The sequence below is a fragment of the Polaribacter aquimarinus genome (assembly GCF_003129485.1).
Classification (GTDB): domain Bacteria; phylum Bacteroidota; class Bacteroidia; order Flavobacteriales; family Flavobacteriaceae; genus Polaribacter; species Polaribacter aquimarinus.
On sequence record NZ_QFFG01000002.1, the window covers coordinates 492,978 to 518,873 of the forward strand.

A 25,896-nucleotide genomic window follows, 5' to 3' on the forward strand; every position below is an offset into this window, starting at 1 on the left:
TTTATTTGCAAAAATTAGTTCTAAGTTTTAGTTGATATAAACTTTTCCAAATTGAATGATTTTGTGCTTTAGGAGAGATTCTAAAAATGATAAAAACGTTATTAGATTTTTTACATAAATATTGTTCTACCTCTATATTTACAGTTAATATTTTTCCAGTATGAAAGCCATCAAAAAAAGTCATATTTCCAGATAATTTTCTTTTAGAACTTCTTTTAAAAGTAACTTTTGGTTTTGGAAATTCTTTAGCCCAATGATTTGGTTCCATCAATCCATCAAAATAACTTTTAAAATAATAAGCTATCTTTTTTTTAGAAAATCTAGATTTTGATTTGATATTCCAAGACATCACTAAAGACCAAAACTCATCACTTTTTTTATCTTTCCATTTTGGAGAAAACAACAACTCTTCAAACCCTTTAACAGCTAATTCTGGAACCCAATCTATTGGAAACTTAATAATTTCTTTACTCCAGTTTTTAGTGTTTTTTATAATTACAAACTTTTCATTTTCTTGACAAAAAGTAATAGTTAATTGAAAAAATAAGGTAAATGTTAAAACTATTTTTTTCATCGATTTATAATTTTATGAATACTTCAAAACCAATGGCATCAGAAATAAAGCTATTTTTAAATTTACTTTGGTAATTCACACCCCATATTTTTCTGTCAATTTTAAATCTTGCAGACAAACTTTCTTCTTGGTAATTAGGTTTTGCATAAAATTTAATAGGGTTTGTAATCCCTTTAATAGTTAAGTTGGCGAATATTCTCATCGTTTTATCTTCAAAATATTCTACACTTGTTATAGATAATTTTGCAGTTGGATATTTTTCTACATCAAAAAAATCTGGTTCTTTTAAATGCTTTATTAAACCATCTTTACCTCTTTGTTCTTTTATGTCTGTATTTGTCATAGAATTCATATCAATAATAAATTCACCACCAGTAATAACTTTATTTTCTTTTATAAAATGCCCTTCTTTAAAATTGATATATCCATCGTGTCCACCAAAATTAAAGGTAAGTTCACCAATCCATTTTATAGTACTTTTTTTAGTATTGATTGCTAATTTTTCTTGAGAAAATAAATTGGAACCCATTAAGGTTGTTGCTAGAATACATAGAATTACTTTTTTCATATTTTGAGTTTTTATGATTATTAGGTAAAACTATTTTTAGCAGTTGAAAAAAGTGTCAAAAAAATGTAAAAGAAGTGTCAACACTTGTAAAATTTAATAGAAATGTTGGTTATTTGTATTTATATGAATAAAAAAGAAGTTGTTTCTGGTATTTTTTTAATTGTTTTAGCATTCGTTTTGTGGAGTTTTTATCCTCAGGAGAATGATAAAAATGATTTTTCAGAAAAAATAAAAATTACTTTAAGACAAGTTGGAAATCAATTATTACTCTTTAATCAAGATTCTACATCTTTAGTATTACCAATTAAAGAATTAGAAACAGATAAATTTCAAATTTCATTTCAAAAAGAATTAAGTTTTGAACCCAGTGTGTTGGTTGCAATTGTAAAATTAAACCTTGAAAAATCAGCAGCTGAAGAAAATTATAGAGTAGAAGTAATTGAGTGTTTAAACAATGAGGTGAGCTATAGTTATGAAATAAATGCTGATGAAGAAAAAACGATTATTCCTTGTGCAGGAAGAGTTTTACCAAAAAGTTGTTATACAATTCAGATAAAATTTTTAAAGGATAACAACCCTAAATCAAGTAATAGGTATTTACTTTATATTTTTATTCCTATTCTTTTAGGAATTGTTTACAGAAAATATTCAGATAAAAAAAGCAATGTTTTAAGAGAGGATAGTAAGGATGCTAAAACAGTATTAGGAAGTTTTATTTTTTATCCAGAACAAAATAAGTTGGTAAAAAAAGCAAAAGAAATAGCCTTATCTAAAAAAGAATGTGAGCTGTTAGAAATCTTTATAGCCAATGCAAATCAAGTTGTAAAAAGAGAAGAATTAACCAAAAGAGTTTGGGAAGATAATGGGGTAATTGTAGGAAGAAGTTTAGATACTTATATTTCTAAACTTAGAAAAAAATTACAAGAAGATGATGCTATTAAACTTACCAATATTCACGGAGTAGGTTATAAGTTAGAGATAAACTAAAAAAGACGAGCACAATGCTCGCCTTTTTAACGCTTAATGACTTTTATTAAAACCCAAACTTACCGTTGTTATTTTTTCTTTCAGACTCAGGAATTATAGTTTCCATAACATCCCAATGTTCAGCAATTTTGCCGTTTTCTACTCGAAACAAATCATAAAAAGAGGTGTGTTTGTCTGCAAAAGTACCTTCACTTACTACCAAAACAAAATTGCCTTCTCCTAAAACTTTATGAATGGTGTTGTATTTCATAAATACACCTTGAGATGCCATAAACTCTAGCGCTTTTCCTAATCCAGACAAACCGTCTGCAACTTGTGGGTTGTGTTGTAGGTATTTGTCTCCATCAAAATAACCAGCTAATTTTTGCATATTTCCGTTGACCAAAATATCTGTTACAAAGTTTTTTACTAATGTTTTGTTTTCTTGGGTTTTGTCTAAATCTGTTATTTCATTTGGTCCATCAATCATAGAGCGATTGCTTGGGTTTAAAGAAGCGGGTTTTTCTTGTAAATTATCCCAATGTTCAACAATTTTTCCATTTTCAAAACGAAAGATATCAAACCCTATTTTTGGACCAAAAAAATTATAATCAGTATGTGTAAATACAAAATCACCATCTTTAAAAATTCTTATGTTATTTACTTTAGCAGAGTTAGGAGGTAATTGATGTAATACTTCTCCAAAACCTGCAAGACCATCGCCAACAGCTAAATTGTGTTGAATATATTTTTGTGGGTTGATGAAAGCTATTGGTTCTTTTGCTTCAGTTTCAATACTTTTTAATAATGATACTACTTTTTGTTTGTTTGTAATTTTCATTTTTTCTTCTTTTTTAGTAGTTGCTTTTTTATTTTTAGAACAATAAGAAAAAGCAAAAACGATTATTAATACAGTGATTATTTTTTTCATTTTAAAATTGAATTTAAATACACTGCAAATTTGCGTGGAAAAGAGACGTTAAAAAAGGTAAGAAAAAGAGAAAAAATGATACTTTTACTCCTTGTTAAATTGCTCTCTAAAAGATAGAGGAGTCGTTTTTAGATGCTTTCTAAAAAACTTAATAAAGTTTGTGGGTTCTTCAAAACCTAGTAAAAAAGATATTTCTTTGGTGTTTTTTACAGTATGTACTAACATTCTTTTGGCTTCTAAAAGAATTCTTTCAATAATAATACTTTTAGGAGGTTTTTCTAAGACGTTTGTTGTTGCTGAGTTTAATTTTTTAGGTGTGATATGCATTTCCTCACAGTAAAAAGTAACATTTTTATGTTGTATAAAATTACTTTCTAACAACTCTCTAAACTGCATCACAAGATGAAGTTTGTTGTCTTTTTTAATTTCTACAAAGTCTTTATTTTTTCGCTCTCTTTCAGAATGTAGTAAAAAGTTTTTAAGATGATTTCTGAGGATATCTGCTTGATAATCATCTTTGGGCTGCTCAAATTCTGCAAGAATTAGATTTAATGTTTTTTGAAGATTTAAAGATTCGTTTTCTACTTTAAATTTTGGAATTGAAAATAAATCGTTAAATAATATAGAGCTTTTTAAATAAGCTGTATCTGTTTTGGTTTTACAAAAAAAGTTATCAGTAAATAAAATTGCTTTCCCTTTAGGATATCCTTTTTTATCAAAACGTTGAACACTATTTTTATTTAAAAAAAGTAAGGTGTTAGGTTCAATATCTAGTGCATTAAAATCTACCCAATGTTTAGAAGTTCCTTTTTTAAACCATAAAACCTGATAAAATTCTAAACGATGAGGTGATGTTGTTTGCTCAAAGTTATTTTGATAAAGTTCAGATAAATCAATGATTTCGAACTCGTGAAGAAGTCCTTTTTTAAAATCATATTTTTCTATTTTTTCTGACACGTAATCATTTTAAAAAAAGTAAAGTTAAAACTTTTCTGGGACAAATGTTTGATAATCCATTGGAGGTCTAACATACGCTTTATTATCTGGCAATGGAGGTAACTCAATTGGCTTGATATTCATTTTCTGATAAGGAATATTACTTAAAACGTGACTAATACAGTTTAATCTTGCTTTCTTTTTATTGTCTGAATTTACCACAAACCATGGTACTTGTTTCGTGTCTGTATGTGCAAACATTTGATCTTTAGCTTTAGAATATTCCATCCATCTAGAACGAGATTCTAAATCCATAGGACTAAATTTCCACCGTTTAAGTGGATTTGAAATACGATTTTTAAAGCGTCTTTCTTGCTCTTCATCACTTACAGAAAACCAATATTTTAAAACGATAATTCCAGAACGCACCAACATACGTTCAAATTCAGGACAAGAACGCAAGAATTCATCATACTCATCATTAGTACAAAAACCCATAACCTTTTCTACACCCGCTCTATTATACCAACTTCTATCAAACAAAACAATTTCTCCAGCAGCAGGTAAGTATTGTACATAGCGTTGAAAATACCATTGCGATTTTTCTCTTTCTGTAGGCACACCCAAAGCAACCACTTTACAAATTCGAGGGTTTAGAGGTTCTGTAAAACGTTTAATGGTTCCACCTTTTCCTGAGGCATCTCTTCCTTCAAAAAGAACAACAACTTTTAATCCTTTATTTTTTACCCACTCTTGCATATGTACCAATTCTGTATGCAATTTTGCGAGTTCTTTCTCGTAATTGAACTTCTTTTGTTTTCCGTTTTCCGATGTTGATTTTTCCATTTAGGCAAATTACAAAAATTAAAAAAGGCAAAAACTGACATTTGTTAGGTGGCTCTTTTTTTATTTATATGAGTGAAAAAAACGATTCTCAACAGTATCAAAATAAAATAGGTTATTTTTGCTGCTTATTTTAAAAACACATTTTTTGTTAAATTACTATTCATATCCACATACAACTTCTAAAGAATGGGTAACTTTTGTTCACGGAGCGGGAGGAAGTAGTTCTATTTGGTTTAAGCAAGTACGTGATTTTAAAAAGCATTTTAATGTGTTGATTTTAGATTTACGTGGTCACGGAAATAGCAAACCCACTTTAAAAGATACCTTTAACCCTAAATATACTTTTGATTCGATTACAAACGATATTGTTGAGGTTATTGAACACTTAAAGATTGAAAAATCGCATTTTATTGGTATTTCTTTAGGAACCATTTTAATAAGAAATTTAGCTGAAAAAAGACCAGAATTAGTACAAAGTATGATTATGGGTGGTGCGATTATTAAGTTGAACATTCGCTCTCAAATCTTAATGAAATTAGGAGTGATTTTTAAATCTGTAGTGCCTTATATGTTGTTATACAAATTCTTTGCATTTATTATTATGCCAAAGAAAAACCACAAAAAATCGAGGTTGTTATTTGTAAATGAAGCAAAAAAACTCTATCAAAAAGAATTTATTCGTTGGTTTAAATTGACATCAGAAATCAATCCTTTATTGCGTTTTTTTAGAACAAAAGACATTAAAATTCCTACTTTATATGTGATGGGAGCAGAAGATCACCTTTTTCTACCTTCGATTAAAAACATTGTAAAACTGCATAAAAAAGCATCACTTTTTGTCATAGATAAATGTGGTCACGTTGTAAATGTTGAGCAGCCAGAAACGTTTAACAACCAAACGATTGGGTTTATTCATTCTTTAGCATAAAAAAAGCGAGTTAAAAACTCGCCTTTGTGTTTGTACTTATATAATTACTGATTCATCAACTCTTCAATTTCATCAGCTTCAATTGGTATGTTTTGCATCAAATTAAAAGGTGCTCCACTTTCTTGAACCACCACATCATCCTCTAAACGAATGCCAAATCCTTCATCTGGAATGTAAATTCCTGGTTCTACTGTAAACACCATGTTTGCTTGCATTGGCTCGTGTAAAAGTCCGTAATCGTGTGTGTCTAAACCAATATGATGACTTGTTCCGTGCATAAAATACTTTTTATATGCAGGCCAGTTTTTATCTTCATTTTGAACATCAGCTTTATCAATTAAACCTAATTTTAATAATTCTGAAGTCATTATTTTACCAACTTCTACGTGATATTCTTTCCATAAAGTTCCAGGAAGTAGCATTTTAGTGGCCTCTTTTTTCACGTGATTTACAGCATTGTAAACTGCTTTTTGTCTATCAGAAAATTTCCCTGAAACAGGAATTGTTCTACTCAAATCACTTTTGTAATTCGCATATTCAGCAGCAATATCAAACAAAATTAAATCGCCACTTTTACATTGTTGATTGTTTTCTATATAATGCAACACATTGGCATTATTTCCTGAGGCAATTATTGGCGTATATGCAAATCCTTTAGAGCGATTTTTTACAAATTCGTGCAACAATTCTGCTTCAATTTCATATTCCCAAACACCAGGTTTTACAAAGTTTAAAATGCGTCTAAAACCTTTTTCGGTAATATTACAGGCGTGTTGCATTAAATCCAACTCAATTTGATCTTTTATAGAACGCAAATGCTGTAAAATAGGATTGCTTTTTGCTACAGAATGTGCAGGATATTTAGCCAATAACCATTTTATAAAACGATCTTCTCTAGTTTCAGTTTCTACAGAAGCTCTATAATGCTCGTTTGTATTGATGTAAAAAGTATCTGCATACGTGCTCATTTCGAACAAGATTTTTTCTAAATCTTGTAACCAATAAACGGTTTTTATTCCACTTGTTTTAGTCGCAGCTTTTTTGGTTAGTTTTTCACCTTCCCAAATGGCAATATGCTCATTGGTTTCTCTTACAAATAAAACCTCTCTTAAGTTTTCATTTGGGCAATCAGGAAATAAAAACAATACACTTTCTTCTTGATCTACACCAGATAAATAGAAAATATCTCTATGCTGTTCAAAGGGCATTGTACTATCTGCACTTATAGGATAAATGTCATTAGAGTTAAAAACAGCAATACTTTTTGGCTTCATTTGCGCCATAAAGTTTTTACGGTTTTTTATAAAAAGTTGTGAATTTATTGGGTGATATTTCATCTGTATTCGAATTTATAGAAACAAATGTAACGATAAAATTATCAATAAAAAATGAACTTAAAAACGCTTCTTTTTAGGAGCCCCAGTTCTTCCACGTCCAGAGGTAGAATTAGATTTATTTCCTTTAAAATGCGGTTTTCTTTTAGGTTTTTTCCCTTGAGAAGAATTTGAATTTGAAGCGTTTTTCTTTTTGCCAAAAGATCCTTTACTTTGAGTAGCTGCTCTTTTGGGAGGTGCAGTATCTGTAGGTTCAAAACCTTCTACTATGGTAGATTTTAATTTTTCATTTAAAAGTTTTTCAATCTCTTTTTGATACTCTACTTCTTCACTACAAACTAAAGAAATGGCTTCTCCAGCAGCACCAGCTCTTCCAGTTCTTCCAATTCTATGCACATAGTCTTCAGGTACATTTGGCAATTCGTAATTGATTACGTGAGGCAATAAAGGAATGTCTAATCCACGAGCAGCAATATCAGTTGCCACTAAAATTTTGATCGAATTTTCTTTAAAGTTTTTCAACGCTTTTGTTCTTGCACCTTGACTTTTATTTCCGTGAATGGCAGCAGCAGAAATTTTAGATTTTATCAATTTTTGAGTCAATCTATTGGCACCGTGTTTTGTGCGTGTAAAAATCAACACTTGATTCCAGTTGTTGTCTTTTATCAATTTGATGGTAAACTCTGTTTTTCGGCTTTTATCAACCTTAAAAACACTGTGTGTTACTTTTTTTGCAGTAGAATTTTGAGGAGTTGCCTCAACCGAAATAGGATTTCTTAAAATCCCCTCTGCCAATTTCTTAATGTCTTTAGAAAAAGTTGCAGAAAACATCAAATTCTGACGTTTTGCGGGCATAAAGCTTATCAATTTGTTGATTTCTCTTACAAAACCCATATCTAACATTCTATCCGCTTCATCCAAGATTAAAACATCAATTCTCTTGAAAGAAACCGCTTTTTGGTCGTGTAAATCCAATAATCTACCAGGAGTTGCCACTAAAATATCTACACCACTTCTTAAAGTAGCAATTTGCGGTTTTGCATTTACGCCTCCAAAAACTACAGCAGATTTTATATTTACATATTTACTGTATTCTCTTACATTATCATAAACTTGTGCAGCTAATTCTCTTGTTGGCGTTAACACTAAAGCACGCAAAGGTCTGTATTTTGGGTGTTTGGTTTCTGATAAATATTGCAATACAGGTAAGGTAAAACCCGCTGTTTTTCCTGTTCCTGTTTGTGCAGAAGCTAAAATATCTTTGCCTTCTAAAATTGGTGGAATTGCTTTTTCTTGTATGGGTGATGGTTTGGTATATCCTTTTTCTTCAACCGCTTTTAAAATAGCGCTGGATAGACCTAATTCTTTAAATGTCATAAAATTTTTTTAAGAAAGTAACTTTATGTAGTTGTTTCTGGGTGTAAAGATACATCCTTTAAAATTGGTTGGGTTTCCTAATTTGTGTTAAAGATTTTGAAAATGGAAATACAAATGGTAATTTCAACACTTTAAACCAAACTATCCAACTTATGAAATCTCTTTTTCAATTCCTGTTACTTTGTTTTTCAACTTCCATTTTAGCACAGACTTCTACAAACGCTGAAGTTATTCAACAATCTTTAGAAAAAAAAACTAAGATGATGCAATCATCATTAGTAAAAAATGTAAACTTTACGAATATTGGTCCAACTGTAATGAGCGGACGTGTTGCTGATGTTGATGTAAATCCAGAAAATCCTACTGAATTTTACGTAGGTTACGCTTCTGGAGGATTGTGGTATACGAATAATAACGGAACTACTTTTACACCAGTTTTAGATAATTCTCCAACTCAAAATATAGGAGATATTGCTGTAGATTGGATTTCAAAAACTATTTGGGTGGGTACAGGAGAAAAGAATTCTTCTCGCTCAAGTTACGCAGGAATTGGAATGCTAAAATCTACAGATGGTGGAAAAACGTGGAACAATGTTGGGCTAACAGATTCGCATCATATTAGTAGAATTGTCATCAACCCTACTAATACAAATGAAGTGGTGGTTGGTGTTATTGGGCATTTGTATTCATCAAACCAAGAAAGAGGTGTTTTTAAAACCACTGATGGCGGAAAAACTTGGTCAAAAACACTTTTTGTAAATCAAGATACAGGAATTATTGATGTTGCTTTTGCACCCAATAATTTTAACGTGATGTATGCAGCTTCTTGGGAACGTGAACGTAAAGCTTGGAATTTTGATGGTGATGGAAGTAATTCTGCCATTTATAAAAGTACAGATGCAGGAAATTCTTGGCAAAAAATATCAGAAAGAAATGGTTTTCCAGAAGGAAATGGAGTGGGTAGAATTGGTTTAGCGGTTTTTAATGAAAATACAGTTTATGCTTTTCACGATAGCCAGTTTAGAAGAAAAGATAATCAAAAAAAGAAATCCTCATCAAAAGCATTAACAAAAGAAGATTTTAAGACAATGTCTTCTGCAGATTTTTTAAAATTATCTGATAAAAAATTGAATACATATTTAAAAACAAACGGGTTTCAAGAAAAATACAGAGCTGAAAATGTGAAACAAATGGTTAGAGTGGGTTCTGTAAAACCCATTGATTTGGCGAAGTATTTAGAGGATGCAAATTCTCTTTTGTTTGACACACCTGTGGTTGGAGCTGAGGTATTTAAAACCACAAATGGAGGTAAATCTTGGAAAAAAACACACGAAGGTTATTTAGACGATTTGTATTATTCTTATGGATATTATTTTGGAGAAATTCGAGTGGATTTGCAGAACGAAAACGGAATTTATGTTTTGGGTGTTCCTATTTTAAAATCGAAAGATGGTGGAAAAACATTCAAATCGATTAGCAAAGAAAATGTGCACGCAGATCATCAAGCATTGTGGATAAATCCCAAAAAATCGGGTCATATTTTAAATGGAAATGATGGTGGATTAAACTTGACTTATGATGATGGAGAAAGTTGGATAAAATTAAACGACCCTGCAGTTGGTCAGTTTTATTCTGTGTATGCAGACAATCAAAAAAACTATAAAGTGTATGGTGGTTTGCAAGATAATGGAGTTTGGGTAGCGTCTCATAACGCTAGAATTAACAAGCGTTGGCATCAATCTGGGCAAAATCCTTATGAATCCATTATGGGCGGAGACGGAATGCAAGTTCAGGTGGATGACAGGAATCCGAATATTGTTTACACAGGATATCAGTTTGGAAATTATTTTAGAATTGATAGAGCATCAGGTAAAAATAAATACATTCAACCGAAACATACCTTAGGCGAAAACCCATACAGATTCAATTGGCAAACACCTATTTTATTGTCGAAACACAATCAAGATATTCTCTATTTAGGAGGAAATAAATTACATCGTTCTCTAAATAAAGGTGATAATTGGGAAACGATTTCTGATGATTTAACCACAGGTGGAAAAAAAGGAAATGTAGCATATGGAACGTTAACAACGATTTCTGAATCTCCATTCCAATTCGGATTAATTTATGTAGGTTCTGATGATGGATACATCAATGTTACTAAAAACGGTGGAGGAAGTTGGACAAGAATTTCTAACAATTTACCACAAAATTTATGGGTGTCTAGAGTGGTAGCTTCAAAGTTTAAAAAAGAAAGAGTGTACGCAACTTTAAATGGTTATCGTTTTGATGATTTTATAACCTATGTGTATATGTCTGACGATTATGGAACAACTTGGAAAAACATCAGTAATAACATTCCAACATCACCAGTAAATGTGATAAAAGAAGATTCAGAAAACGAAAACCTATTGTATTTAGGTACAGATAACGGATTGTATGTTTCTTTTAATCAAGGACAATCTTGGGAAGCTTTTAGCAAAAATTTACCCAATGTTGCTGTACACGATTTGGTAATTCAACCCACAGCAAAACATTTAATAATTGGAACTCACGGACGCAGTTTGTACCGCGCAAATATTGCTTCATTACAATTAATGACGGATGAGTTGACTGCTAAATCTGCTCACATTTTTGATGTTGAATCTATTAGAAAAAGTAGAAACTGGGGAAGTTCTTGGAGCAAATGGTTTGAAGCAAATACACCAGAAATAACAATTCCTTTTTACGCAAATTCTAGTAGAAAAGTAACAGTTCATATCTTTTCTGGAGATGTAAAAGTAAATTCATTTTCTGTAAATGCAGATAAAGGTTTTAATGAAGCTATTTATGATGTTTCTTTTTCTAAAAAAGGCTTAAAAAGTTACCTAAAAGCAAACAAAGATGCTGATATTAAGAAAGCTAAAAATGATGTGTATTATTTGCCAAAAGGAAAATATATGATTAAAATTGGTGAAGCTAAAAGAGCATTTGAAGTGAAATAAAAGTAGCACCTTAAAAATGGTCTTTAAAAATAATGAAAAAATCACTTTCTCTATTAGTAATGTTTGTGTCTTTGAATTTGTTTTCTCAAACGGGTTTAAAGGATTTTTTTAAGCTATCTCCTCCAAAAAGAACTTGGGTGCTATTTCACCTTTTTAAAGCTAAAAAAGCCTTAAAAACATCGTTAAAAGCCAATAAAATTGCAGATTCTATTGCTAAAACCAATTTGTTAGATGGTGATAAATCGGGAGGTCAAGTTGACGCTTTTAGACATGCGTATTGGATGGCCATATTGCGTCAAGAAATCGGAAAAAGTGCAGCTCGCTCTTTAGGAAAAGCGCACGAAAAAGAAAACTATTTAACTTTTAAGAAGAATAAATTAGAAGATGGAGTTGTGCCAGATGAAATATCATCAACTATGGATTTGCACAATAATAAAGAAGGTTTAAAATTAATAACAAGAAGAAGTAAAATTTCTCAAAAAGGATTGATTTTCAGAATTATAAACGCCATTCATCAAGGAAGAATGAAGATTATTAAAAAAGATAAAAAAGGTAACTTTTTAACTTGTGATGGAAAGATTATTTCTAAAGAATCTTTAAAAGGAAAATGGAAAAACAACAAGTGTTTGATGGCTTCTAATAATATTAAATAAAATTTGTATTTTAGAGCCAATACATCAATAAGATTAACCATCTATGAGAATTTCCCCCAAGAAATTTTTCTTTTTCTTTTTGGTTTTAACAACCATTAATCACTTTTCTCAGGAAGAGAAAACTTATAAAGATGCTTCTTTAAAAACTTTTATAGACTCACTAACAGTACTTTCAGAAACAACCCCCAAACTATTCTTACATAAAATTGATTCCCTTAAAAATCATGTTTCTAAAGATGATATGCCTTTGTTTTTAATAGAGTCTAATTTTATTAAAGCGACAGCATATAGAAACTTACGTAATTTTGAGAAAGTAATGTTTCATTTTGAGAAAGTAAAAGAACTTGCTCGAAAGCATAAATTAAGACAGTATATAGGTGAAGTTTATAGAGAATTAGGTGATGAGTATATCGATAATGATATGTATAAAAAAGCAATAGAAAACTATGATAAAGCTATTGCAATTTATAAAGAATTTGGCAATGAAGCAGGAGTTATTGTTTGCACATATGAGGGTTTTATCGAAAATCTTCAGGGAAAATACCAAATATCTACAAAAAAGTTAAAATCCAAATTATCTATTTTTAAAAAAGCGCAACAAGGTGTGTATATGGATGCTTTGAGTACAATAGCAGAAAATTATATGCATTTAGGGAAACTAGATAGTTCTTATTACTATGTAAATAAACTTCCTTTACATATTCCAGATCCAAATAACTACAATTATGAAGCTCATAAAAATTATATTGCAACTAGGTATTTTATTAGTAAAAAAAATGTAGATAGTGCTAACTATTACAATGCTCTTATTGATGATTTCAGATTTGAGTTTGACCATCATAGAAGGTATTTTCTTAATAAAATAGATATTGCCAAATTAACAAACGATATCACTACTCAAGTTGCTTATACAGATTCTTTAGCAAGAAACTCTAAAAAAGAAAACGACGAATTAAGAGCTCAGAATGTTAACGATACAGAGAGTCTTATTGAGTATGAAGCAAGAGTTGAGAAAGAAAAAAGTAAGTTTACTATTAGCATTTATTCTAGTATAGCCTTAATTGTTTTTTTGGTTGGATTGCTAATTTTTTTAATAAAGAAATTCTTAAGACATCGAACAAAACAAGATGAAGTAATTGCTGTAATGCAATCAGAATTGTTAAAATCGTTACAAGAATTAGATCATATTAAGCTCGAAAAAGAAGAAAAAAACATAGACGAAATAGCGAAAAAAATAAATCAATTGTCAAAAAAATATAATCTAACTGAAAGAGAAATAGATGTTTTATTACAAATTACAAAAGGTCTAAATAATAAAGAAATAGCAGAAGAGTTGTTTGTTTCTGTGAACACTATAAAATATCATACAAGAAATTTGTATGAAAAATTAGATATCAAAAAAAGAACCGAAATAGCTTCGAAATTAATGTACGAAAGCTAGAAAACAGTTGTAAAACAGCAAAACTACCCATAAGGGTGGGAATTTTTTTAATGCCTATTCTTAGTATTGCATTGTCGTAAAAAATAATGATGTACAGAAAAATAAGAATACAATCTTTAAAAAAAACATTGTTAGAGAACAATGAAAATATCCAAAGAATTACACAAAGAATCATTGTGTATAGTGTTCTAATTACACTTATTTTATTTGGTGTTTCATATTATATAGCCCCTAAAAAATTTATCATTTTGTTTATACCAGGTGTTATCTATTTGGTTAAAGAAATATACAAAATCAAATATTATTGGTTAACAAATAAAAAAATAAATCAGAAAATTAAAGAGATTCAATGAAGAATATGTATTTCTATAGTTTCAATAAATACAAGGAAAATAAAAGTTTACAAAAAGATTTTTATTCTTTAAATTCAAAAAAAGGCATTTAGAATTTTTTAAATTAATAAGTGTTAATCAACAATATAAACTCAAGAAGTTATGAAACTCAAAAATTTACTTTTACTAAGCTTTATAATGCTAAGCATATCAATAAAAGCACAAACTATTGGTCAAGATGTTTATTCCGTTGCAAGTGGCACTTTGGGGATCTCAGATTTTAAAGTAGATAAAAATGATCAAGTTTATTTTGTATATTCAGCGGGTATTGGGTCTTATGCAATTGCAAAACACAATAGATATACAGTAACCCAAATAAGTACTCAAGGACTACCATCTATCCCGCATGAACAAGGAAAAATCTCTTTAGACATTGATAGTAATGATAATTTATTTATAGCAATTCCAACTTCAGTTAATGAGATCTCTGTTTATAAAAAAGGATTGATATGGGAATTAATTACCAAAGTAACATCTTCAAGCACCAATACTTTAAGAACTTTAAAACTAGTAGTAAATAATGCCAATGAATTATACCTTGCCTATTTTAAAGAAGGTAATTCTATTTCTGACATTGTAAAAATAGATACAGTCAACAATACTTATCAAACAATTGGCAACAGCAATCTAACTCATCCTAATAATTTTAATGCTTCATTTAAATTTGATGGAAATAACACACCATATTTATCTTATGTCGAAAACGGTCCCTTTGGTGTTACCAAAGTGCTTCGTTTTAATGGTACTTCTTGGGTAGAATTATCAGGGCTAGCAGGGTTTGGAAACAATGCAGTTATTTCATTTAACTCCTCAAATAATCCGATTATTTGTTTTGATCCTATTAGCAGTTTGTCTGTAAATGTATACACAAGTTCTTGGAGCTCTGTGGGTTCTATTTCTGGAAATACAGATGATTATAATGGATTAAAGATTGCTGTTGACAATAGTGATCATATTTATGTTGCATATTCTGATAAAGATAATTCAAAAAAAATACGTGTTAAAAAATACAATGGTAGCTCTTGGAGCATTGTAGGGAATGGCTTTTTTTCTAGCGGGAGTGCAATAATACGCCATTTATTTATTTCCAGTTCTAATGATGTGTATATTGCTTTTGATGAAGGAACAAACTCTAAGATTAGAAGGTTTAAGCAAAGTCCAAATGTATCTAATAGTTCTGCTACTAACATAACGCTATCAGCGTCTACTTTACCTGCAAGTATTTCTGAACCTAATGGAGCAACAACTACAGCAAGAGGTTTTGTTTTTAGTAGCTCAAATCAATTTCCTATAATTGGAGGAACAAATGTAACCCAAGTAGCAAGTGGCTCTGGTTCTGGTTCATTTTCTGAGACCATTACTGGTTTAAGTGAAAATACTACGTATTATTACAGAGCTTATGGTACAAATGTAGAAGGTACAGATTATGGTCAAGTATTAAGTTTTTCTACTTTGTCTTCAACACCTGTAATTGATAATATAGCACCATTAGTTTTAAATTCAAGCGCTACTTTAGGCGGAAATATAACAAATCAAGGTGCCGCTGTTGTTACTCAAAGAGGGATTGTATATTCTGCAACAAATACAAATCCTGAAATTGGCGGAACTAATGTAACTCAAAAAACAAGTGGAAGTGGAACAGGAATTTTTTCTGAAAGAATTACAGGTTTAACAGAAAACACACTCTATTATTACAAGGCTTATGCTACCAATTCAAATGGAACAACCTATACTCCTATAAAAACATTTACCACAAAAAACAATGCTTTACATTTTGATGGAACAGACGATTCTTTTTTTGTAAATTATAATAATGTATTCGATGTTACGAATGAATTCTCTATTGATTTTTGGGTAAATCCCGCAACCAGTGCAACAACATTAAATTTTTTTAGAAAAGGAGAAGCCATAAAGTGCTTTATTTATTCAACAAACAAACTTTTTTTTAGTATAAGAACAGTAAACTCTTCATATGCTAGTGTAACAACATCAGAATCTTTATCTAGAAATGTTTGGTCTCATGTGGCTTTTGTTAAAGAAAACAGTTCATTAAATGTATATATCAATGGAGTAAAAGCGACAGTTTCTACTAGTGGCTCTGTAGCAAATGTTATAAATGACCAATCAAATTTTGAAATTGGAGACATACAAAATCCTTTTTCTGGAGCAATAGATGAATTTAGGTTTTGGAATAAAGCCCTTTCTGTAAACGAGATTAACTTTTTTAAAGATGGAAAAGTTAATCCAACCACAAGTGGTTTATTACTCTATTTTCCTTTTGACCAAGGTGTGGCTAATGGCAATAATACAAGCATAACTTCTCTTATTGATGTAAGTAGCAATCAACTTACAGGGAATCTTGTAAACTTTGCAAAAACGGGTACTTCTTCTAATTTTATTAATGGTAATTCAGGTAGTTTTTCTAATAGTAATTTAAGAACAATATTTAATGCTACTTCAAATAATAATTGGAGTATTGCTAATAATTGGAGCTCTTCTAGCTTACCCAATATTGATGAGGATATTTTTGTTCCATCAAATATTACCTTAAATATAGATGTTGATGATGCTTCCATAAATGGCTTAAATTTAAGCGGGACTTTAAATATAAATTCGGGAAAAGCATTAACTACTCAAGATAACTTTATAACAACAGGAACAGCCACAATAACATCTACAGGTAATGATAGTGGAAGTTTATTAGTTAAAGGAACATCAACAGGAAATGTAACTTATGAAAGAGGTGGTTTGTTAGCTAACAATTGGCATATTATAACAGCACCTGTTTCTGGACAAAGCATAAAAGCTTTTGTAGAAAACACAAACAATAATATTAGAGTTAATACATCTGTAACCCCAAATAGATATGCTGTAGGTTATTATGATGATTCTAAAGCATCAGGATCAAAATGGGTGTATTATACAGCCACAGATTTAACAGATGATTCTATAAAATTTGAAAAAGGAAGCAGTTATGCTATTTCAAGAGCTTCAGATGGTTCCGTTTCATTTACAGGGACTCTAGAGGTAAATACCATTGATAAAACGGTAACAGGAAGCCAATGGAATGCAATTGGAAATTCGTTTACAACATTTTACCCTGTAAACAAAAACAGTAATAATAACTTTTTAGCAGATAATACCGCTAAATTAGAAACACCTGCAATTTATATTTGGGATAAAACCCAACAAAAATACGTTGCAGTTACCAATTTGGTAAGTTCAACAGAGCAATTTATACCTCCAGGGCAAGGGTTTTTTATAAAGCCTAATGCCAATACAACATTGCAGTTTGACAATAATAAAAGAAGTATTCAACCTTCCTCAGGAACACATATTTTTAATAAATCTCAAAGCAGTACTCCTTTTGTAAAACTTTTTATTGATAATGGAACCGTGAAAGTTAATACAGATGTAATTTATTCATCAACAGCAACAACAGGTTTTGATGCCAATGAAGATATTGAAAACTTTAGCAATTCTGAGTTTGATATCAATTCACACTTGGTGGCAAATAGTAATGGTAAGAATTATACAATACAATCATTGCCAAACACTAATATAGATAACTATGTAATTCCAATAAGTATTGATGCTAAGGCAAATAACCAAATTGTTTTTTCTGCCTCTTTAACAAATTTAGAAGAGAATTACAATGTATATCTAGAAGATAGAGAAGCAAAAAAAATTACAAATTTAAAGGATGAAAACAGCAACTATACAATAACTCCTTTAAATCATTTAAGTGGTATTGGAAGGTTTTATTTGCACACAACTCAAAATGTTTTAAGAATAGGAGATAATGTTATCTCAGATCCTTTAGAAATTTTTGTATCAAGTAGTAATGTAATGCATGTTAATGGGTTAAAACATGAAGAAACAAAATTAAAGATGTATAATATAATTGGAGGTAAGATTTTAACGTTAAATTATAATGGAATAAAAACAGGAATAAAAAACGTAAACCACTTAAAAACAGGCTTATATGTTATTTCTTTAAGAACACCAACAAGAACTCTTAATAAGAAAATTTTCATTGAGTAATTTATTGTAAATTTTAAATTGTAGCCACAAGATTTTTATCAAAAAAAGTGTTCAAAATTTTATTAAGAAACTTCATTTTTATAATTATTCTAAATAACTGTAAAACAATTTAAAAATTTTGTTTGTAGAAGCTTTTAGCCGTAAATTTGTTAGAAATTTTAACTAATTATACAATGAGCGGATTTTTCAAATCTTCGATTGGAAGAAAAGTAGCCATGGCGCTTTCTGCCTTCTTCCTGATGTTCTTTTTACTTCAGCATTTTGCTATCAATATTTTATCAGTCTTTAGTCCAGATACATTTAATGAGGTTTCTCATTTTATGGGAACCAACCCTTTAGTACAATTTGCTTTACAACCTGTTTTAATATTTGCGGTTGTCTATCATTTTGTTATGGGTTTTGTTTTAGAACTAAAAAACAGAAAAGCAAATGGTGTCGGTTATGCCAAAGACAATGGTGCAGCAAATTCTACTTGGTTTAGTAGAAATATGATATGGACCGGATTAACTATTTTGGCCTTTATTGTACTTCACTTTATCGATTTTTGGTTTCCTGAGATTAACACAAAATTTATTCAAGGAGATTGGACTGGAACTTTAGAAGGTATAGATGGTTTGCGTTATCATGAAGAATTAGTGCATAAATTTGTAAGCCCTATAAGAGTTGGCGCTTATGTTATAGCTTTTATTTTCTTAGGGCTGCATTTAGCACACGGTTTTACATCTGCTTTTCAATCTGTTGGAGCAGCTTCTTTAAGAAAGAAATTAGAAAAAGTAGGAATTGCATATTCTATAATTGTGCCTTTAGGATTTATTTTCATAGCACTTTATCATCACTTTAACCATTAATCTTATTACAATATGGCTTTAGATTCAAAAGTACCAAAAGGTCCACTAAAAGATAAATGGACAACTTATAAAGACAAAATTAACCTGGTAAACCCAGCTAACAAACGTCATATCGATGTTATCGTAGTTGGTACAGGATTAGCAGGTGGTTCTGCAGCAGCAACGTTAGCAGAACTAGGGTATAACGTAAAAGCATTTGCGTACCAAGATTCTCCACGTAGAGCGCACTCAATTGCAGCTCAAGGAGGTATTAATGCCGCAAAAAACTATCAAGGAGATGGAGACTCAACTTACAGGTTATTTTATGATACTGTAAAAGGTGGAGATTATCGTTCTCGTGAGGCAAACGTGTATCGTTTGGCAGAAGTATCGGCCAATATTATTGATCAATGTGTGGCACAAGGTGTTCCTTTTGCTCGTGATTATGGTGGTTTGCTAGATAACCGTTCTTTTGGTGGGGTGTTAGTTTCAAGAACGTTTTACGCCAAAGGACAAACTGGTCAGCAATTATTATTAGGCGCATATTCTGCAATGAACAGACAAATTGCTCGTGGTAAAATAGAAATGTTTAACAGACACGAAATGTTAGATGTGGTTATTGTTGATGGAAAAGCAAGAGGAATTATTGCAAGAAACCTTGTGACTGGAGAAATAGAGCGTCATTCTGCACATGCAGTGGTTGTAGGTTCTGGAGGATATGGAAATGTATATTTCTTATCTACCAATGCAATGGGTTCTAATGTAACTGCCGCTTGGAAAATCCACAAAAAAGGAGCCTATTTTGCAAACCCTTGTTATACACAAATTCATCCTACTTGTATTCCACGTTCTGGAGATTATCAATCTAAATTAACATTGATGTCAGAATCGTTGCGTAATGATGGACGTATTTGGGTTCCTAAGAACATGGATGACGTAATTGCCATTAGAGAAGGAAAGAAAAAACCTACAGATTTATCAGAAGACGAAAGAGATTATTATTTAGAAAGACGTTATCCTGCATTTGGTAACTTAGTGCCTCGTGATGTAGCTTCTAGAGCAGCTAAAGAACGTTGCGATGCGGGTTATGGCGTAAATGCAACTGGAGAAGCGGTTTATTTAGACTTTGCTGATGCGATTACCAGATACGGTACAGAGCAAGCTAAAATCCAGAACATTAATAATCCTTCTGCGGCTAAAATCTATGAATTAGGTCAAAAAATTGTTGAAGCAAAGTATGGGAATTTATTCCAGATGTACGAGAAAATTGTAGATCAAAATCCATATGAAACACCAATGATGATTTATCCAGCAGTACATTATACAATGGGTGGCGTTTGGGTAGATTATAATTTGATGACAACTGTCCCAGGGTTGTACTGTATTGGAGAAGCTAACTTCTCCGATCACGGAGCAAACAGATTAGGAGCATCAGCATTAATGCAAGGTTTAGCAGACGGATATTTTGTACTACCTTACACCATTGGAGACTATTTAGCTGATGATATTAGAACAGGGAAAATTCCAACGGATACGCCAGAATTTGATGAGGCTGAAAAATCTGTAAAAGATAGTATAGATTTCTTTATCAATAACAAAGGAACAAATTCTGTAGATTATTACCATAAAAAATTAGGTAAAATTATGTGGGATAAATGTGGAATGTCTCGAAATGAAGCAGGTTTAAAAGAAGCTATCGAAGAAATTTCTGCTTTACGTAAAGATTTTTGGAAAAACGTTTCTGTACCAGGAGGATCTAATGAATACAACGAAGAATTAGCGAAAGCTGGAAGAGTAGCAGATTTCTTAGAATTAGGAGAATTGTTTGCTAAAGATGCATTAGTTAGAGAAGAATCTTGTGGAGGACACTTTAGAGAAGAATCTGCAGAAGAATCAGGGCCACAAAAAGGAGAAGCAAAACGTGATGATAAAAACTTTGCATTTGTTTCTGCTTGGGAATATAAAGGAGAGCCTAAAGATGCAGTGTTACACAAAGAGCAACTAGAATTTAAAGATATAGAACTAAAACAACGTTCATACAAATAAGAAAGATTATGAATTTAACACTTAAAATTTGGAGACAAAAAGACTCAAGTTCAAAGGGTCAAATGGTAGATTATAAGGTGACTGAGATTTCAGAACATATGTCTTTCTTAGAAATGATAGATGTTTTAAATGAAGGTTTGGTTGCAAAAGGAGAAGAACCAGTTGCATTTGATCATGACTGTAGAGAAGGTATTTGCGGTATGTGTTCTATGTATATTAATGGTGAAGCTCATGGACCAGATAGAGGTATTACAACTTGCCAATTGCATATGCGTATGTTTAACGATGGAGACACAATTACTATAGAACCATTTAGAGCAGCTGCATTTCCTGTAATTAAAGATTTAATAGTAGACAGAACCGCTTTTGAAAGAATTCAGCATGCAGGGGGTTATATTTCTGTAAATACTTCTGGTAACACACAAGATGCAAATGCCATTCCTATTGCTAAAGAAGCAGCAGATACTGCTATGGATGCGGCAACTTGTATTGGTTGTGGTGCTTGTGTTGCTACATGTAAAAATTCATCGGCGATGTTATTTGTAGGAGCAAAAGTATCGCAATATGCATTATTGCCACAAGGACAAGTAGAAGCAGCAGATCGTGTTAAAAATATGGTGGCTCAAATGGATTTAGAAGGTTTTGGAAACTGTACTAATACTGGTGCTTGCGAAGTTGAATGTCCAAAAGGAATTTCTTTAGATAATATCGCAAGAATGAACAGAGAGTTAATGAAAGCATCTGTTTAACTAAATAGTAACTGTTTTTTCGATTGATTTACTGACCTTAAGAAGAAAATTGTATCGAGAAATTTCAATAACAAAAAACCCAAAACAGAAATTTGTTTTGGTTTTTTGTTATTTGATACCTTTAAAAAAATCTTCAGGAGAAATAGCAATTTTATTCAAAATAGTTAGCAAACGTTCTAAGTCTAATTTTGTTTGCCCTTTAATTACTTTAAAATAACCATTTTCAGTTAAACCTAAATGGACAGCTATTTCAAAACGACTCATATTAGCTGCTTTTCTTTTTTCTTCTAAAGTATCTAAAATCGTTTTATAAGTTTCTTGTATTCTTTCTCTTTCTCTTTCTCTTTCTCTTTCTCTTTCTCTTTCTCTTTCTCTTTCTCTTTCTCTTTCTCTCATAATAGAATTTCTTTTTCGATGTAAAAATAAGAAAAAAATAAGTTTAAAAACCTTCCATTTTGGCATACCCAAAAACCGTGAGTTTATCCTATCACCATAAATGGGTATGCCATAATGGAATACGATTTATTTGGTAAGCTAAAAAATGTTTTTCAAATTTGAGAAAAGAAATTGCTATGAAAAGAAAAGTAGATATACAACAATAAGAAAGTAGTAAAATTAAAAACTAGTAGATTCTATAAGTATTAGTTTTGCCTACTGCCTACTGCCTACTGCCTACTGCCTACTGCCTACTGATAAAAAAACCTCCGCTTACGGAATTAAGAAATATAAAAAATCGCGAAACCAATGTATAACTTAACACAAATGCCTATGTAAATAAACAACAACAAGCAGAAGAAGTCTTGCAAAAGTAAGCCTTTTTCTACAAGTTTTTATAGAATTTTAAACTTGTTTATTCATTTAGAATTCTAAATATATTTTACGAATCATTTTAAAATTTAGAAAAAATGAAAAAATTAATTTTAGCTGTTGTATTTGTTTTTGCAACAGGAACTATAATGAATGCGAATTCATTCAGAATAATTGCATTTCAAGATTGTACTCAAGATGCTTGGGATTATGGAACAGAAGCTGGTGACGGAGATCCAGTTGCAGAATATGAATATACTAATCAATACTTTGAATTGCATTGTAATGAAGATGGGACATATAAGAAGAAACTTACTATAAACAACTTACAGTAAGAAAATTTTATATAAATATAAGGGGGTAAAACCCCTTTTAAAATAAACATATATGAAGATAATTATAAAATTTTCAATTATTTTATTAGCTAGTTTATCAATACATGCTCAAACAAATTCAGCAATTATTACTTATAAAAAAACAAAGAAAAAAAAGACTTTTACAGTTGATAAAAAACAAAAATTAGGCAAAGAAAAATTAAAAAGATTTGCAGCAATTGAAAAGGAAACAGATAATATTTCTAGTTATTTAAAATTCTCTTTGTATTACAATGATAATCAGGCTAGTTTTAAAGTAAATGATTTTATGGAAACACCAAATAATAGATACATAAAATTAGCACTTTTACCTTACGGAAAAGGCGAGTATTACAATAATGTTAAAGAGAAAATAAAAGCTGTAGATATTTTTGGTGATTTTTTCTTAATTCATTACCCAAAAGACTATACTAAATGGACTTTACTTGACGAAACTAAAAAAATTGGAAATTATAAAGCATACAAAGCAGTCGCAATTGAAAAAATAAAAACCAAAAATGGTTTTAAAACCAACAATATTACGGCTTGGTATACACCTGCTATTAATATTCAATATGGGCCTATAGGTTACTCTGGTTTACCAGGTTTAATATTGGAACTCAAAAAAAACCATATAGTTTATTATGTTACTAATATTAAATTGAACCCTAAGAAGCAAGTAGAGGTTAAAAAGCCAACAAAAGGTAAAAAAATCACGTATAAAGAATTTAACGAAATGGTTCTTAAAGCTACCAAAAAATTAAAAAAAATTAGGGGTAGCTAATAATTAACTTAAAGAGTCATTAATCTCTTTACTTTTTAAAAATGAGAATTCTCTTGAGTATTATAATTTTATTCGTTTCAATAAATCTTAGTGCTCAAGAAAATTATAGAGCTATTTACAAATTAGATTTTTTGATAGACTCCTTAGAAGTTAAGAAAAGATATGAAAAAAATCAAATTAAATCGCCTTCAGATCCTAAAGACAAAATGAAAGCTGAATTAAGTTTGGATATGAAAAATCGATTCTTGAACGCAATTAAATTCTCTAAAAACGAATACTATAATTTAGATTTTAATAGGGATAAATCAAAATTTTATAAACCAAATAGAATAGAAACAAAAGAATATAAAAGTGCTAAAATCTTTTTAAGATATAGAGGTATTTATTATTCATTTAAAAATGAATTACTTCATAAAAAAAATGCTTATGGTCAAGATTTTATTGTAAAAAAGCCCAAGTTAAAATGGGAAATTAGTAGTATTTCAAAAAAAATTGGAAAGTATACCTGTTTTAAAGCGATAACTCAAAAAAAAATTCAATCTTCTAAAGGGATCAGTTATCATGATGTAATAGCTTGGTTTGTTCCTGAAATTTCTTTTAATCATGGGCCAAAAGGTTACGGAGGTTTACCAGGTTTAATTGTTAGATTAGACATTGGCTATTTATCATATACCATAAAAAAAATTAAAAAATTAGATTTTTTAGAATTAAAAAAACCAACAAAAGGGAAAATAATTTCTTTAAAAGACTTCGAAGCTTTAGGTAAAAAAATGTATGAGAGCAGAAGAAATTCATTCTAAGTTTAATATACCTTTTGTTTTGACAATAAAACAAGAAATAAGAAAAAAATAAGTTTAAAAACCTTCCATTTTGGCATACCCAAAAACCGTGAGTTTATCCTATCACCATAAATGGGTATGCCATAATGGAATACGATTTATTTGGTAAGCTAAAAAATGTTTTTCAAATTTGAGAAAAGAAATTGCTATGAAAAGAAAAGCAGATATACAACAATAAGAAAGTAGTAAAATTAAAAACTAGTAGATTCTATAAGTATTAGTTTTGCCTACTGCCTACTGCCTACTGCCTACTGATAAAAAAACCTCCGCTTGCGGAATTAAGAAATATAAAAAATCGCGAAACCAATGTATAACTTAACACAAATGCCTATGTAAATAAACAACAACAAGCAGAAGAAGCCTTGCAAAAGTAAGCCTTTTTCTACAAGTTTTTATAGAATTTTAAACTTGTTAATTCATATAGAATTCTAAAAATTTTTAATAAACAAATCCAAATATAAGTTTGGATTACAAAATTTATATAATGAAAAAATTAATATTAGCAATGGTTTTTGTTTTTGCAACAGGAACTATAATGAATGCGAATTCTTTAATGACAAAGGATAAAAGTTGTTCTGAGATTGCTTTTGATTTACAAGGCGATTTAGAAGATAAAGGAGTTGATATGGAAACAGCCAATGAAGTTGCTAATCTTATTTATGAAATCTGCGAGACAGCAAGTGAGTAATTCAATTTAATAACTAATAGCGAGGGATTTTAAATCTCTCGCTATACTCATAAATTTTATACCATGAAAAAAAATTTAATAATAGTTTCCTTATTCTTTTTTTTAAAAACTTTTTCTCAAAATTATGCGGGAAGAGTAGTTTATAAATTTTCTGTCGAGCAAGCCTTAATTGACTCTAAAACAATAGATAATAAGGATAAAAAGTATAATGGAATGTTGAGATTTATCAATAAAAGCTTAGAGAATAATAGATTTGAATTTGAACTAAAATTTCAAGGATCAGAATCAATATTTCTTAAGCAGGAATCATTACAGAATGATAATAATAAAAGTTATAAAATAGCTAACGCTTTATTAAAAGCTGATAATGTTTATTACAGCAACTATAAAACAAATAGAAGAAAGATTAGTAAAAATGTTTATGGAGAAAACTATATTGTTGTTAGTGAATTGGATAATTTAAAATGGAGCTTAACGAATAATAGTAAACTAGTTGGCAAGTATAAATGTTTTAAAGCTACTTCTTATTTGATGATTAAAAATAATAAAGGAATCTTTAAAAAAGAAATAACTGCATGGTATGCTCCAGATATACCTGTAAATTTTGGTCCAAAAGGATATGGTGGACTTCCTGGTTTAATACTTGAACTTATTGAGGATAATTATAGATATCTTGCTTCTAAAATAGTTATTATTAACAAGAAGAATAAAATAAAGGTTAATTTTTCAGAAAAGGGGAAATTAGTTACTCAGGATGAATTAGATGAAATAGGACAAACATTATATAAGAAAAAGAAGTTTATACTTCAGAATTAAAACAAAAAAATTA

22 protein-coding genes are annotated in these 25,896 nt (G+C 30.2%); 14 read left to right on the forward strand and 8 right to left on the reverse strand.

From position 1 onward, the window contains the following. Position 1 precedes the first annotated feature (1 nt). Positions 2 to 574, reverse strand: coding sequence for a hypothetical protein (locus DIS07_RS05740; RefSeq protein WP_109404274.1), 573 nt, complete (start codon positions 572 to 574; stop codon positions 2 to 4). 4 nt (positions 575 to 578) lie between these two features. After that, complete coding sequence (locus tag DIS07_RS05745) at positions 579 to 1,142, reverse strand: YceI family protein (RefSeq protein ID WP_109404275.1); 564 nt, start codon at positions 1,140 to 1,142, stop codon at positions 579 to 581. 123 nt (positions 1,143 to 1,265) lie between these two features. Here DIS07_RS05745 and DIS07_RS05750 point away from each other — a divergent pair, with 123 nt between their 5' ends. Beyond that, on the forward strand, positions 1,266 to 2,129 hold the full coding sequence (locus DIS07_RS05750) for a winged helix-turn-helix domain-containing protein (protein ID WP_109404276.1): 864 nt from the start codon (positions 1,266 to 1,268) through the stop codon (positions 2,127 to 2,129). A gap of 46 nt (positions 2,130 to 2,175) precedes the next feature. Here the strand turns inward: DIS07_RS05750 and DIS07_RS05755 are convergent, their stop codons facing one another. The 3 genes from DIS07_RS05755 to ppk2 all read right to left on the reverse strand — a co-directional run bounded on the left by DIS07_RS05755 (position 2,176) and on the right by ppk2 (position 4,821). Then, positions 2,176 to 3,039 carry a nuclear transport factor 2 family protein gene (locus DIS07_RS05755; protein WP_181374545.1) on the reverse strand — a complete coding sequence of 288 codons (864 nt, stop codon included), beginning with the start codon at positions 3,037 to 3,039 and terminating at the stop codon, positions 2,176 to 2,178. 84 nt (positions 3,040 to 3,123) lie between these two features. Next, on the reverse strand, positions 3,124 to 3,996 hold the full coding sequence (locus DIS07_RS05760) for a helix-turn-helix domain-containing protein (protein WP_109404277.1): 873 nt from the start codon (positions 3,994 to 3,996) through the stop codon (positions 3,124 to 3,126). 24 nt (positions 3,997 to 4,020) lie between these two features. Beyond that, a complete protein-coding gene (gene ppk2, locus DIS07_RS05765) occupies positions 4,021 to 4,821 on the reverse strand; it encodes a polyphosphate kinase 2 (RefSeq protein ID WP_109404278.1) in 801 nt (266 codons plus the stop codon). Positions 4,822 to 4,966: 145 nt separating this feature from the next. Between ppk2 and DIS07_RS05770 the strand changes: the two genes are divergently transcribed. Next, positions 4,967 to 5,749 (forward strand): alpha/beta fold hydrolase, encoded by a 783-nt coding sequence (locus DIS07_RS05770; protein WP_109404279.1) that lies wholly within the window; start codon positions 4,967 to 4,969, stop codon positions 5,747 to 5,749. 44 nt (positions 5,750 to 5,793) lie between these two features. Here the strand turns inward: DIS07_RS05770 and DIS07_RS05775 are convergent, their stop codons facing one another. Both DIS07_RS05775 and DIS07_RS05780 read right to left on the reverse strand, forming a co-directional pair. Beyond that, positions 5,794 to 7,086 (reverse strand): aminopeptidase P family protein, encoded by a 1,293-nt coding sequence (locus tag DIS07_RS05775; protein WP_109404280.1) that lies wholly within the window; start codon positions 7,084 to 7,086, stop codon positions 5,794 to 5,796. Positions 7,087 to 7,143: 57 nt separating this feature from the next. Next, positions 7,144 to 8,460 (reverse strand): DEAD/DEAH box helicase, encoded by a 1,317-nt coding sequence (locus tag DIS07_RS05780; RefSeq protein ID WP_109404281.1) that lies wholly within the window; start codon positions 8,458 to 8,460, stop codon positions 7,144 to 7,146. Between the two features lie 152 nt (positions 8,461 to 8,612). On the opposite strand from DIS07_RS05780, the gene DIS07_RS05785 reads away from it, so the two are divergent. From DIS07_RS05785 to DIS07_RS05820, 7 genes are all read left to right on the forward strand, one after another. Beyond that, positions 8,613 to 11,444, forward strand: a complete 2,832-nt coding sequence (locus tag DIS07_RS05785; RefSeq protein ID WP_109404562.1) for a VPS10 domain-containing protein — start codon at positions 8,613 to 8,615, stop codon at positions 11,442 to 11,444. Positions 11,445 to 11,476: 32 nt separating this feature from the next. After that, positions 11,477 to 12,097 (forward strand): DUF6973 domain-containing protein, encoded by a 621-nt coding sequence (locus DIS07_RS05790; protein ID WP_109404282.1) that lies wholly within the window; start codon positions 11,477 to 11,479, stop codon positions 12,095 to 12,097. 43 nt (positions 12,098 to 12,140) lie between these two features. Next, positions 12,141 to 13,538 (forward strand): LuxR C-terminal-related transcriptional regulator, encoded by a 1,398-nt coding sequence (locus DIS07_RS05795; RefSeq protein ID WP_109404283.1) that lies wholly within the window; start codon positions 12,141 to 12,143, stop codon positions 13,536 to 13,538. 494 nt (positions 13,539 to 14,032) lie between these two features. Further along, the gene (locus tag DIS07_RS05805; protein WP_109404285.1) at positions 14,033 to 17,974 is read left to right on the forward strand and encodes a LamG-like jellyroll fold domain-containing protein; all 3,942 of its coding nucleotides are present in this window, start codon (positions 14,033 to 14,035) and stop codon (positions 17,972 to 17,974) included. Between the two features lie 173 nt (positions 17,975 to 18,147). Further along, positions 18,148 to 18,822 carry a succinate dehydrogenase cytochrome b subunit gene (locus DIS07_RS05810; RefSeq protein ID WP_109404563.1) on the forward strand — a complete coding sequence of 225 codons (675 nt, stop codon included), beginning with the start codon at positions 18,148 to 18,150 and terminating at the stop codon, positions 18,820 to 18,822. A gap of 12 nt (positions 18,823 to 18,834) precedes the next feature. Then, a complete protein-coding gene (locus tag DIS07_RS05815; protein WP_109404286.1) occupies positions 18,835 to 20,847 on the forward strand; it encodes a fumarate reductase/succinate dehydrogenase flavoprotein subunit in 2,013 nt (670 codons plus the stop codon). A gap of 8 nt (positions 20,848 to 20,855) precedes the next feature. Next, a complete protein-coding gene (locus tag DIS07_RS05820) occupies positions 20,856 to 21,596 on the forward strand; it encodes a succinate dehydrogenase/fumarate reductase iron-sulfur subunit (protein ID WP_109404287.1) in 741 nt (246 codons plus the stop codon). Between the two features lie 108 nt (positions 21,597 to 21,704). On the opposite strand, the gene DIS07_RS05825 is transcribed toward DIS07_RS05820, so the two are convergent. Continuing rightward, positions 21,705 to 21,992: a helix-turn-helix domain-containing protein gene (locus DIS07_RS05825; RefSeq protein ID WP_181374546.1), complete on the reverse strand. Its 288-nt coding sequence runs from the start codon at positions 21,990 to 21,992 to the stop codon at positions 21,705 to 21,707. Positions 21,993 to 22,501: 509 nt separating this feature from the next. On the opposite strand from DIS07_RS05825, the gene DIS07_RS15070 reads away from it, so the two are divergent. From DIS07_RS15070 to DIS07_RS05850, 5 genes are all read left to right on the forward strand, one after another. Beyond that, entirely contained in the window at positions 22,502 to 22,738 is a 237-nt protein-coding gene (locus DIS07_RS15070) for a hypothetical protein (RefSeq protein WP_181374547.1), read from the forward strand. Positions 22,739 to 22,790: 52 nt separating this feature from the next. After that, on the forward strand, positions 22,791 to 23,540 hold the full coding sequence (locus tag DIS07_RS05835; protein WP_109404288.1) for a GLPGLI family protein: 750 nt from the start codon (positions 22,791 to 22,793) through the stop codon (positions 23,538 to 23,540). 53 nt (positions 23,541 to 23,593) lie between these two features. After that, complete coding sequence (locus DIS07_RS05840; protein ID WP_181374548.1) at positions 23,594 to 24,340, forward strand: GLPGLI family protein; 747 nt, start codon at positions 23,594 to 23,596, stop codon at positions 24,338 to 24,340. Positions 24,341 to 24,863: 523 nt separating this feature from the next. After that, complete coding sequence (locus tag DIS07_RS05845) at positions 24,864 to 25,067, forward strand: hypothetical protein (protein WP_109404290.1); 204 nt, start codon at positions 24,864 to 24,866, stop codon at positions 25,065 to 25,067. Positions 25,068 to 25,130: 63 nt separating this feature from the next. Continuing rightward, positions 25,131 to 25,883, forward strand: coding sequence for a GLPGLI family protein (locus DIS07_RS05850; RefSeq protein ID WP_109404291.1), 753 nt, complete (start codon positions 25,131 to 25,133; stop codon positions 25,881 to 25,883). Positions 25,884 to 25,896: the final 13 nt, after the last annotated feature.